This window comes from Protofrankia symbiont of Coriaria myrtifolia, from assembly GCF_900634755.1.
In the GTDB taxonomy this organism is placed as follows: domain Bacteria; phylum Actinomycetota; class Actinomycetes; order Frankiales; family Frankiaceae; genus Protofrankia; species Protofrankia coriariae.
The window spans coordinates 1-11,213 of record NZ_CAAAFS010000019.1 but is presented as its reverse complement, the minus strand read 5'-3'; the positions used below and the strand labels follow the sequence as shown (position 1 = coordinate 11,213).

General features: G+C 70.3%; 8 protein-coding genes. 2 read left to right on the top strand and 6 right to left on the bottom strand.

Annotated features, from left to right (window positions below; all coding sequences use genetic code 11):
• Positions 1-171: 171 nt before the first annotated feature.
• From CM1CMNOD_RS00850 to pheA, 4 genes are all read right to left on the bottom strand, one after another.
• Positions 172-465, bottom strand: a complete 294-nt coding sequence (locus tag CM1CMNOD_RS00850) for a hypothetical protein (RefSeq protein WP_013871801.1) — start codon at positions 463-465, stop codon at positions 172-174.
• A gap of 1,453 nt (positions 466-1,918) precedes the next feature.
• Positions 1,919-3,121, bottom strand: coding sequence for an aminoglycoside phosphotransferase family protein (locus tag CM1CMNOD_RS22680; protein WP_050803650.1), 1,203 nt, complete (start codon positions 3,119-3,121; stop codon positions 1,919-1,921).
• Positions 3,122-3,203: 82 nt separating this feature from the next.
• The gene (locus CM1CMNOD_RS00840; protein ID WP_013871798.1) at positions 3,204-4,790 is read right to left on the bottom strand and encodes a hypothetical protein; all 1,587 of its coding nucleotides are present in this window, start codon (positions 4,788-4,790) and stop codon (positions 3,204-3,206) included.
• 464 nt (positions 4,791-5,254) lie between these two features.
• Complete coding sequence (gene pheA / locus CM1CMNOD_RS00835) at positions 5,255-6,205, bottom strand: prephenate dehydratase (RefSeq protein ID WP_013871797.1); 951 nt, start codon at positions 6,203-6,205, stop codon at positions 5,255-5,257.
• A 469-nt stretch (positions 6,206-6,674) separates the two neighbouring features.
• Between pheA and larB the strand changes: the two genes are divergently transcribed.
• Positions 6,675-7,664 carry a nickel pincer cofactor biosynthesis protein LarB gene (gene larB / locus CM1CMNOD_RS22090; protein WP_013871796.1) on the top strand — a complete coding sequence of 330 codons (990 nt, stop codon included), beginning with the start codon at positions 6,675-6,677 and terminating at the stop codon, positions 7,662-7,664.
• A 256-nt stretch (positions 7,665-7,920) separates the two neighbouring features.
• Here the strand turns inward: larB and CM1CMNOD_RS00820 are convergent, their stop codons facing one another.
• Complete coding sequence (locus tag CM1CMNOD_RS00820; protein WP_013871795.1) at positions 7,921-8,400, bottom strand: ChaB family protein; 480 nt, start codon at positions 8,398-8,400, stop codon at positions 7,921-7,923.
• A 213-nt stretch (positions 8,401-8,613) separates the two neighbouring features.
• Positions 8,614-8,826 carry a hypothetical protein gene (locus tag CM1CMNOD_RS00815; protein ID WP_013871794.1) on the bottom strand — a complete coding sequence of 71 codons (213 nt, stop codon included), beginning with the start codon at positions 8,824-8,826 and terminating at the stop codon, positions 8,614-8,616.
• Between the two features lie 1,116 nt (positions 8,827-9,942).
• On the opposite strand from CM1CMNOD_RS00815, the gene CM1CMNOD_RS00810 reads away from it, so the two are divergent.
• Positions 9,943-11,001 carry a glycosyltransferase family 9 protein gene (locus CM1CMNOD_RS00810; protein ID WP_431307064.1) on the top strand — a complete coding sequence of 353 codons (1,059 nt, stop codon included), beginning with the start codon at positions 9,943-9,945 and terminating at the stop codon, positions 10,999-11,001.
• Positions 11,002-11,213 lie beyond the last annotated feature (212 nt).

The window sequence follows — 11,213 nt, the reverse complement described above, 5'->3', positions numbered from 1 at the left end:
ACCACCGGGAGATCCCGGACGGCTGCTTTTCAGCGACCGAACACCAGCACGAGACGGTCACCGTACGCGCCGTGCCATGGAAAACTCCGCGACACGTACCCAGCCATGTCACGGAGCTCCGCAGCACACACCGGCGGCCGACCGCCGGGATACCACCGTGTTACGTGGTAACTACCGACCGAAGCGCTGGCCCTGCTGGCCCTGCTGCTGGCCGAAGCCGCCCTGCTGCTGGCCGCGCTGCCCGGCGGCACCCACACCGACGAGCTCCTGCAGGCGGGTCTCCACGTAGCGCTCGCTGTGGTGGGTCTTGTCCGCGATCCGCTGCACGAGGTCGTTGACATCGCGGGCGGCGTCCAGGTCCGCGGTGCCGACCTGACCGAATTCGTCGAGCAGACGGTAGCGGATCTGCTGCCAGTTCTGGCGAAGCTCCTGCTCGATCTGCTGCTGTTGCTGCTGCTGTGCCATTACGTTTTTCCTCTCGTCGTATACCGACCGAACGAGAAGTGACACTACCCCACCGGGTACTCGCTCGGTCAACCCCAACAGCCAACTTCGCAGGTTGTAATTCCGCCGGTTTCCCGAGGGTAAAATGGCGGCATTCCGTCAAAAGAAGAAAAATAGCCGGGAAAGAAGATCCGGGTCACCCGACACCACAAGCGGGACGCTCCCCGCCAAAAGTCGGGCAAATATCGGATGGCAGCCCGGCCGCGCGGTCACCCTGGGCCGGGCAGCCGCCACGCCAGGCAGCCATGCGGCACCGGTACCGGTCACTCCCGCAGTGCGCGCCAAGCGTTGGCCGTACCATAAGAAGCCATCCGACCGAGGTGTCCGGTCGTCATTTAGAAAACCTTCAACAAGCAGGTCCCAACGGATATATCATGGTCCACTGAAAGCTCCCTTGAGCTCCTTCTGCCCCAGCTCTCACAGCATTACCAAAAAATACCCAGGAAGGCGGAACAGCAGGCACGGGAACCGGCGGGCGAACAACATGTCCATATCATTTGTTCGTCCCATCGGCAGTCGGGTGCGCACAGCCGACCAGGTCCGTCCGCCCCAGCCGACGACCGTCCGAAAGAAGGCGATCACGGGTATTTCGGCGCGCTGCGAGCCATTACACCACGGCTGACACCGATACCGTCCGCGCCAGCGGGCAGCATGATTCCGCGATCTCGCGGGCGGATGGCCGCATCTCTCCTTGGACGGCTCTCCTTGGACGAACGACGTGACGGCCGCGGCCAACCAGCCGCGGAGGGAACGGCACACGGGCTGGGCGAGGCACACAGGCTGGGCGGAGGCGGCCAGCGAGCCGGTCCGGACAGGTCCGCAGGCGCCCCGCGAACGACGGGAGACGGCGGGAGTTCGTCCGGCGTGGCAGTGATCTCAGGCAGCGATCTCGGGCTGTGGATCGACGTGACGAACGCCTTGCCCCGCCGGCACGGTACCGGTACCGGTACCGGCTTCTCCCGGCTCCGCGAGCCGGGCTGGAACAACCCGCTGTGGCAAGCTGCCCGCCAGGACGGGAACCGACAGGCAACGGCGAATCCGGGATGCCTGGACGGCCGGCGGCCGGAACCGTCCGTTGCCCCGCCGACCCGGACGTTGTGCCCGAGCCGGCCGCCGGATGGTGGGCACAATCACGGCACTTCCCCGGAACATCCACCAACAGCCATCCGATAACATGACGACATCGAATGGTGGATTCATCCACGTACCCGCACCGGGGGCAAACTCGAAGGAGGCGGTCCCGGAGGGAGCATGGCCGGCGGCGGACAAATGTTCCCGCGAAGACGACACCTTCGAAGAAGGACGGTGTTCCCTGCGAGAACAGCGTGGCCAGATCGGTCACAGCAGGCTGACAGTTCGTCAGAACCATGACGACAGTCAGGATCCTGACGTTTTCCCAGGGCCGGACGTACTCTCAGGAATAGGGCATCCATCGGACGGTCTCGTCCTGGTAACGCAGGCTGGCGAGACGGACCGCGAACTGCGCGGCCACCCGCGGATTGCTCGCGAGGACCGGCACCACGCTCGTCACCAGCTTCAGCTCCCGCACCGCCCGTAACACCTCGAAACCCGGCCAGCGCATGACGTCGAAACCGTACGTGGCGGCGAGCGTCGCGTGCTGCTCCGGCGGATAGCCGAACCGCAGCCGCCCGACGGCCAGCGGGATCAGATCCCATTCGGGCGGCCCGTGGCAGGCGGCGTCGAAATCACATATCAGCACCTCGCCGTCACGAGCTCTGACGAGATTTCCCAGATGGGCGTCGCCGTGGATGATCCCGGCCGGCAGGGCGTACACCACGCGTTCCAGCGCGGCCTCGCAACGGGCGGTCAGCCGTTGCAGAAACGCGAGGTCGGCGGCGGGCAGCCCCTCGGCGTCGGCGAGACGTAACCGGACGTCGGCGAGCGGGTCAAAACGGGGCAGGGGAATGTCCGGCAGCGGCAGGGCGTGCAGCTGGCGCAGCGCGACAGCAAGATCACGTTCCGTCGGCGGGCCGTCGGTCCGTGACACCCCGCCCGCCGTGGCCGCCCATCCGGGCGCCGGACGACCCCTCGCCGCGTGCTCCGACGCCGACCGCCCGGTCGCCGCCCGCCCGGTCACCGGACGCATCGTCGTGCCACGCGGCGGCACGACCCGCCCCTGCGCCGCATGCCTGGCCGTGGGCCCGTGCCCGGCCGCCGGCCCACGGGCCCCGGTAGGCGGCTGGACGTCCCCGCCCACGGCCGGCGAGGGGATCCCGGCGGCCGGCTCCGGCGGCTCTCCCGGCCCCACCGGACCCTCGCGGCCGGCGTCGATCCACAGGGTGGCCACGGTGTCCGCGATCCGCAGCGGTGCCGGCAGGCCCGGCGCCAGGCGCACGGCCGGGACGTCGTGGCGGGCCAGCCAGCGAGCGACCTGGACGACCTTGTCCGCCCGGTGCGCCATCGCCCGCGACCCGGATATCCGGACGACCACCCCGGCCCGGGGCAGCCGGAAGATCGCGTTCGCCGCGATTTTGATCATTTCCGCGTCCTGGCCGTCCAACCCGGCCGCCGCGCAGATCTCCCAAAGAACTTCCCAGGCCCGGGCGACGGTGAAACGCCCGCCACCGGCGACCGGGCCACCCGCCGGCCTTCGCACGTCGTTCAAGTGATTCACGTGATATGCACCGTCCGTTGTTGTTCCGCTACGGAGGTTGCGTGGGGCCGGCGTCGGCCATGGCTCACCGCTCGTGCCCCGCGGGGGCCTTCGTCGCGGCAGCCACCGCTCCGGCAGCCTGCGTGCTGGCAGCCTGCGTGCTGGCAGCGTCCGCTCTGGCGACAGCCGCGTCCGGGCCGGCTGGCTGTCGCTGGCCTTCCCGCTGCCACCCCCGGACGTACGCGGCGAGTTCCCGGACCTCCCGGACCTCCCCGTGCGCCCGGGTCACCGCGAGCAGCTGGTCGGCCCGATTCGACACCGACGCCACCGCGCGTCCCCAAGAGATCGAGATCGCCTCGGTGGCCAGTGCGCACACCCGGTCGAGCTCGAGACGGCCCTGGCAGGCCAGCGCCAACGCCAGATCGAGACGGATCACCGACCGGAACCCGGGCGCGTTCATCGCGTCCAGCCGCGGGATGGCGAACTGCGCGTGTTCCTCGGCGGCGCGGGACCGTCCGAGCAGGCACAGCGCCGTGGTCGCGTTGTAGGCGACCTCGACCGGGTGAAAGGTGTCGAAACCCGGCCCCGGAGATCCCCACTGTTCCACGGGAATCATGTCGGCGAACTCGTAGGCCAGGTCGAGCGCCCGCGCGGCGCCCCGGACGTCACCGAGCGCGGCCAGCGCGCGGGCTTCCTGGCAGACCAGCCGAGCCCGCACCGGCCCCGCGCTGACATACCGCAGCCCGTCCCGGGCGAGTCGCAGGGCCACGTCCGGACGACCGCCGTAGAACTCGGCGACCGCCCCGATCTCACGCGCGGACCCTCGCAACGGGCCGTCCCCGGCCCACTCCCCGGCCGCGAAACCAGCGGCGGCCAGGGCCCCCGCGACCTCGGGCTCACCCAGCTTGAAAGCGGCGTCGGCGTGCAGGACAGTGGCCCGGCCAGCGGCGATGCGCAGCCGGCGGGCATCCGAGGCGGTCAGTTGACGCTGGGCGAGCTGGTCCAGGTAGTGCCGCAGCCGGAGCGTCTCGGTGATCACCTGGGCGGGCGAGGTCTGCTCGTGGGTACCGAGCAGTTCGGTCAGTTGTCCCTCAGCATGGGCGATCGCGGCCTGTGCGGTCGTGCCGTGCACGTCAACGAGATCCGCGAGCTGCGTGTCAGGGAGGAGCGCGCCCACCATGGCGGCGCCGGCATACAGGTGGAACTGCCTGCGGTCGGACATCGGCGGGCCCGCGGCTGCCACCGGCTCGGGCAGCGGAGGCTGCCCGTCCGCGGGGGAGTCCCCGGAAAACCCGGCAGCCAGCTCGTCCGGCGAGCTCGTGTGGCCTGGCGGCTCCGGTACCGCGCGGGTATCCAAATGATCATCTGGAGGAGTGCGGGCCGCTGGAATCGCGACCGGCATGACCGGCAGGGTGGACGGAGCGAGCCGCGCGGTGTCCAGCACCGCTGGCCACGTGCCGGCCGGGCCGGCCGGCAGACTGGAAGCGGTCCGACCGGGCCCCTGCCGCGGCTCTTCGCGCGACAGCTCCTCCCGCGGCTGCCCTTCGTGCGGCTGTTCGCGGGACTTCCCGCTCGGCAGAAATTCCCGCCGGACCGGCTCCACCGATCCGGTTGGCCCGGTTGGCCCGGGCTCCCGGGGTACTGGCAGGAACAGCTCGCCAGTATTGGTCATGATTATCGCACTCCCTGGCCTCCCTGTCGGTGAGGCAACTCGTTCGCCCACCCGGACGAACTCTCCTGGTAGCGAGAATGTAACTCAAGGTAACACAAAAAAGTGTCGAAGTGTCGCGACCCGACAGAGAAGCGGGAGAGAACACGCGCGGACCACGGCACAAGCGATCACCATCCGGGCCAATCAGACGTCACAGAAAGTAATCATTCTCGGTCCGGTCCCGGACAACCCACCATGACGATCCGGAGATGACGTGTCACTTCGGATCCACAGGCCACCAGGAAGCCGACCAAGCAACGCGAACCCGTCCCGCAACCGATCAAAAACGCGTGACCGAGCACTGTAGAAGCACTGTCGAATCATGCGAGTAAGGGAACAAACCGCTGCCACCGCAGCCATTTCCACCCTCGTTTTCCTGGTCAGGGCAGGGCGCGTGGTTGACCGGCCGTCATTCCTGGCGGGCCTCAGGATCCGTCGGTGCTTCGGGCACGGGTATCCCCGCGCAGACCGGACAGCCAGACCGCCGCCTCGTGGAAGGCATCGTCGGACGTGCTCGGCCGCACCACCCCGGCCCGTCCGTCCGCCCGCGAATAACTGCCCAGGAACCGGACCTCGGCGCAGACGCGGTGCAGTGCCGACAACGCCTCCCCGACCCGCGCCTCGGACACGTGCCCCTCGCAGTCGACCGAAAAGGAGTACCGGCCCAGCCCCGCGCCGGTCGGCCGGGACTCCAGCCGGGTCAGGTTGACCCCCCGGACTGCGAACTCGGTCAGTATCTCCAGCAGCGCGCCGGGATGGTCGTCCCGCTCGAACAACACCACCGTGGTGCGGTCGGACCCGGTGGGCGACGGAGGCGGCCCCGGGCGGGTGACCAGCACGAACCGCGTCTGCGCCCCGTCGACGTCCTGAACGTCGTCGGCCAGCACCGACAGTCCGTAGCGGGGGGCGGCGAAGGCGCCGGCGAGCGCGGCGTCGACCTCCCCGGCCTGCACCCGGCGCGCCGCCTCGGAGTTGCTGAACGACGGTTCCCACCGCGCGTCGGGCAGGTTCTTGGCCAGCCACCGGCGGCACTGCGGCTGGGCGTGCGGATGGCTGGAAACCGTGCGAACCGCATCGATCACAGTCCCGGGCCGGACCAGCAGAGCGAACCGGATCAGGAGCACGACCTCGGCGGTGACCTGGAGCAGATCACCGCTGGCCAGTTCGTCCAGGGTGGTCGACACCGAGCCCTCGACCGAGTTCTCGAACGGGACGAGCGCCCCGTCGGCGTCCCCCTGACGGACCGCGTCCAGCGCTGCCGCCACGTTCGGCAGCGGGTCGAGCTGGGCCCTGTCGGCGATCGGAAGGGTCATCAGCGCCGCTTCGGAGAACGTGCCGGGCGGCCCCAGATAGACCAGACGCGTCGTTGACGTCATACCGACGACCTTCCGGATGTCATGCCGACAGCCTTCCACTTGGACGGGGTGGGACCGCCGGAGCGGGCAGCGTCCCCGGGGCGGAGCCGGTCACCGGGGCAACGGACATCGCGACAGCCCCGACCGTGCCCGAGGGGGAACCCGGTCGTACCCGGGAGGAGAAGAGCCCGGACGCGTCCCCAGCGGATCTCCCAACGGTACGGGGTCTCGGACACCGGATGAGCGGACACCCGGTATCCGAGACCGGGCCCATCGCCAGCTCCGCCAGCTCCGCGCGTCTCACCTCGACGATCCTACGATCCGGTGACGGATCGCATCCGCGGGCCCCGCTCCGCCGGCACCCAACCGCCCCAGCGCCCGACCGCTCCAGCGGACCGGACAGCGGCGGCATGGGCGAGCCGTCGGCGCGAGGAGGCGGCGGCGCGAGGAGGCGGCGGAGATCAGGCGGCGGACCCGTAGGGTCGGCAGTATGGATACGGAGGATGTGCGGCTCCTGCTGGACGCCGTGGCCTCCGGCACGGTCGGGCCGGACGACGCCCTGGCGCGCCTGGCCGCGGGCCCGCTCGGTGACGGCAGCGGCTGGACCGACCTCGGATACGCCCGTGTCGACACCCACCGCGGACTCCGCACCGGCGACCCGGAAGTCGTCTACGCCGCCGGCAAGACCCCGGCGCAGACAGTCGGCATCGTCGCCGAACTGCGGCGGACCGCTGGCCCCGGCCGTCCGACGCTGGTCACGCGGGCCGACGCCGCCACCGTCACGGCGCTGCGGGCCCGCTGGCCGGACGAGCTCACGACGTCCGCGCAGACACCGGCCGAGGCACCCGGCGGAGCTTTCGCCGCGCTCTCCGCCACAGCCGGCCACACCGCTGCTGCCACCACCGGCCACGCCAACACCGCCAACCACACCGCCGGTCACGCCGCCGCCAACCACCCGGTCGGCCACGCCAGCCACTCCGTCTTCGCTGGTCATGCGGCCGGTACCGCGCAGGCCGCGGCCACGGTTGCCATCGGTCCGCTGCCCGCGGCCCACGGCCGGGTCGTCGTCGTCTGCGCCGGGACGTCGGACGCCCCGGTCGCCGCGGAGGCCGCGCTGACCACCCGCGCGTCCGGGGTGGGCGTTGAGACGATCATGGATGTGGGGGTCGCCGGGCTGCATCGCGTCCTCGCCGTCCGTGACCGGCTGGCCGAGGCCGACTGCCTGATCGTCATCGCCGGCATGGAGGGAGCCCTGCCGAGTGTGATCGGCGGACTGGTCGGCACACCGGTCGTGGCCGTCCCGACCAGCGTCGGTTACGGCGCGTCCTTCGGCGGGCTCACCGCACTGCTCGCCATGCTTACCTCATGCGCTCCCGGCATCGCTGTGTGCAACATAGACAACGGTTTCGGCGCGGGCATCTTCGCCGCCCGTGTCGCCCGCCGTTCGGCAGCGGCCAGCGCCCCCCAGCCACAGCCGTAGGCAGAAACCGTTGTCATGACGACCCTTTCCACCTACGGCTTCCGCGCCTGTAGGTGAAAAATGTTGTCATGACGACGGAAACCACCTACGGCTGACGGCTGGAATCCGTCGGAGGCCATCCACGGCTACGGCCTACGGCCTACGGCCAGCAGCCGTAGGCCGTAGGCCGTAGGCGGAAAGCACCTGTGCGTCGCCGACGTTGACCGGCGACGCACAGGTGAAAACAATCACAAGAGGGTTGTTGTAACGGCTGTTCTTATCGCTGGCTTCGGTTGATGGCTCTGATGAGGTCGGCCTTGCGCATCGTCGAGCGGCCGGGGATGTCGAGTTCGCGGGCCACCTCGCGCAGGTGCCGCACCGGGGCGTTCTCATCCACGGCCCCGATGGTCAGCCTGGTCCCGCCCGGGGCCGGGGCCCGCTTCGCCGTCCGATGGCCTGACGGGTGACCTCCTGGCGAGTGGCCTGACAAACCGGTGTCCCTGCTCGAGGCCGAGGCATGCTTCACCGGCCGCTGGCCCGAAGGGCCGGCGTCGTGCTTCGGCTCCCAGCGGTTGCCGACCTTCTCGTGGGTGCGCCTGAGCGTGGCGAACGCCGTCCGGTGCGCCCGCGCCCCCTCGCCGTAGGTCCCGACCGCGCTGTCATGGGTCTCCTTCCATGTGCGCACCGCCTTGTCGTCAGATCGGGCAACCGTCGAGGGCACGTCCCGTCGCATCTCGTCGATGTTCTTTCCTGTCATGTCCGGTACCGGTCCTCACGTACTCCGTCTTGTTCGGGCTCGCTGTCGTGTTCGGGTCTGCTGTTCGGGCTCCTGTTGCTCAGGTCCGCTGTCGGTTCGGATGGGTGTCTCGCCCGGATCGCTTCCGGGCTCCTGGGGTGTTCCTGGGTGTTCGGAACGGGCTCACGCGAGCCGGCGGGGTTCCGTCCGGGCCGCGTCGCGGCCGCGCGCCGGTCAGTGCTCCCGGCGGTGGGAATCCCGACGGGCGGGAACGCGGCGGCCACCGGCACCGCCGCGGCGCAGGCCGGTCCCCCGGTCGACCCGGCGCACCGCGTCGCCGCCTTCGGCCCGGTGCCGTTCCTGGCTGATCCGGTCCCTGATCAGATCCAGCGCCCGGTCACGGTCGCCTTCGTCGAGTCCGTGCATGAGACTGTCGAAAACACTCAAGAGTTCTCCCCGGAGCGAAGATTGCGGAAAATGTCCCGCTTTTTCTCGTTGCAAGAACTTCTTTGTCCGTCTCCTCTGCCTGTCTCCCTTCGGCTCGGCTATGGGCCGGCTATGGCCGGGGTGCGGTGTGTTCGGCGGTAGCCCCGGGGTGCGCCGGGTTTCCCCACCCGGCCGCGGACGGGATTCGCGCGGTCCCGTCGGCCAGCGGGCGGCCCCGGTCTCGCGGGCGACCCCGGTCCGCCGTGCCGGGAAGGGGCGGGCGGTGGCAGGCCGAGCCCGTGCGGGCCAAGCCTGGAGCGACGGTAGAACCGGGGGCCGCGTCGACGGTCATGTCGACAGGCCACATGTCGACGGGCCACGTCGGCAAGCGGGCCAGTTGGCCGACAGCGTCCCCCGCGCCCGGCCCCCGCAGAGAAAGCGCCTCGGATGTATCCGTGGCCGGCCCCGTGACCGGTCAGCGCGACGGCCGGCGCCCCGGGGCGCGCCGCCGCCGGCGGGACCGAGCCCGACGATGTCCAGACCCGGTATCCAGACCCGGCGGAACAGGTGCACACTGGTTCCGCACCGCGCGAACATGCTCGGGGAACCTTCCCCGGGCAACGCCGTCGAAAACCGCAACGTCGCCGAAAACCGTCACCGAAGACCGTTGTCGAAGACGGCGGGACCGGTGAAAACCGCCGGCCGGCCCGCTGCCGCGGCCGCGGCAGCGGGCCGTCATACACCGCTCCCGCAGCCTCCCCTGTGGCCCCTTTCGACCGGTATACACGCAACCGAGGGGGATCCGACAAGAACAGAAAGAGCGAGAAGCCGAACGGAAGATGGCTTTCGCCCGGTTCCGGACGGGGCGACATCCCAAAAGATCGACACTCTGAGTAATAATAGTTTCCATCGCTATTCTCGGGGAAACTCCGGACGCATGGCCACGTCACCATGCGAACCATTTATGACCCTGGGTGATAATCAGTGCGTTCCTGATCCTGGACACCCCGGACCGGTCCCCGCGGGGACGCTTCCCGATCGGGACGGAGCCGATCGGGACGGAGCATCGTGCGTCCAACCATCCCCATCACTGGAGAACCCCTACCTGTGACCAGTCGTGACAGTGGTCGTTACCGGTTGTCCCGCTACCGCCCAGCCGGTGGCCGCGGCCCGGCCGGGACAGTCGTCGCGCTGCGCGCCCTCGGCCTCAGCGACCTGCTGACCGTCCTGCCCGCCCTGCGCGGCCTGCGCCGAGCCCGGCCGGACGCGCGAATCCTGCTTGCCACGCCACGCTGGCTGGAACCGGTGGCGCTGCTGTCCGGGGCGGTCGACGGTGTCGTGGACACACCGAAACTCGGCCCGGTGGCCGTTCAGCGGCCGGCACTGGCGGTGAACCTGCACGGCCGGGGACCGGCCTCGACGCAGGTGCTGCGCGCGACGGCGCCAGCGGAGCTGTGGGCCTTCGACCTGGCGGGCGGGGTGTCCTGGGATCGGGACGAACATCGAGCCGGCAACAGGCAGCACGCCCCGCGGGAACACCACGGCGACCCGCGAGAGCGACAGGCCGGGGAGGAACGCGAGGTGGCGCGATGGTGCCGGCTGCTGGAGGCACACGGGGTCGCGTGCGATCCAGACGATCTTTCCCTACCCCGGCCGACCGTCCCCCCGGTCGTCGGTGGTGCGACGATCGTGCATCCAGGTGGCGCGCACCCGGTCCGTCGATGGCAGGCGCGGCTGTGGGCGCAGGTGGCGCGGGCACTCGCCACCAGCAGCCACCGGGTGGTCGTGACGGGCGGGCCGGAGGAGACAGAGCTGGCGCGGACGGTGGCGCGGGAGGCCGGCCTGCCCCCGGCGGCAGTGCTCGCCGGATCGATCGACCTGCCCGAACTGTGCGCGCTGGTGGCCGCCGGGTCGCTGCTGCTCGCGGCCAACACCGGGATAGGCCACCTCGCGACCGCCTACGGGACGCCGTCCGTACTGCTGTTCGGACCGGTGTCACCGGCCCGGTGGGGACCACCGCCCGACCGCGGCCAACATGTCGCGCTGTGGTCCGGGGAGCGGGGAGCCGCGGACCGGAACGGTTCCGCCGCGGCCGGCACCGAGCAGGGCCTCGCCTCGATAACGCCAGCGGACGTCCTGCGCGTGGTGGCCACGTTGCCCGGAGGGCATCCTCCAAGCCCACCCCCCAGCCCGTGAAGGACCGGATTCCACCGGACGTCTTCGGGGTTCGGGGGTTGGGGACCCGCAGGTGCTGTTGGCCCGCCCTGCGAGTCGTCGACCGGCCCGGGATCTTCAGATCACGCGGATCGGCGCTCGGACGGCCGCCTGTGTCGAGTCAGCGCCCACCGGGCAACAGCGCCCACCGGGCAATGATCTGAACGAGTAATCCGAACAAACGATCCGGAAAA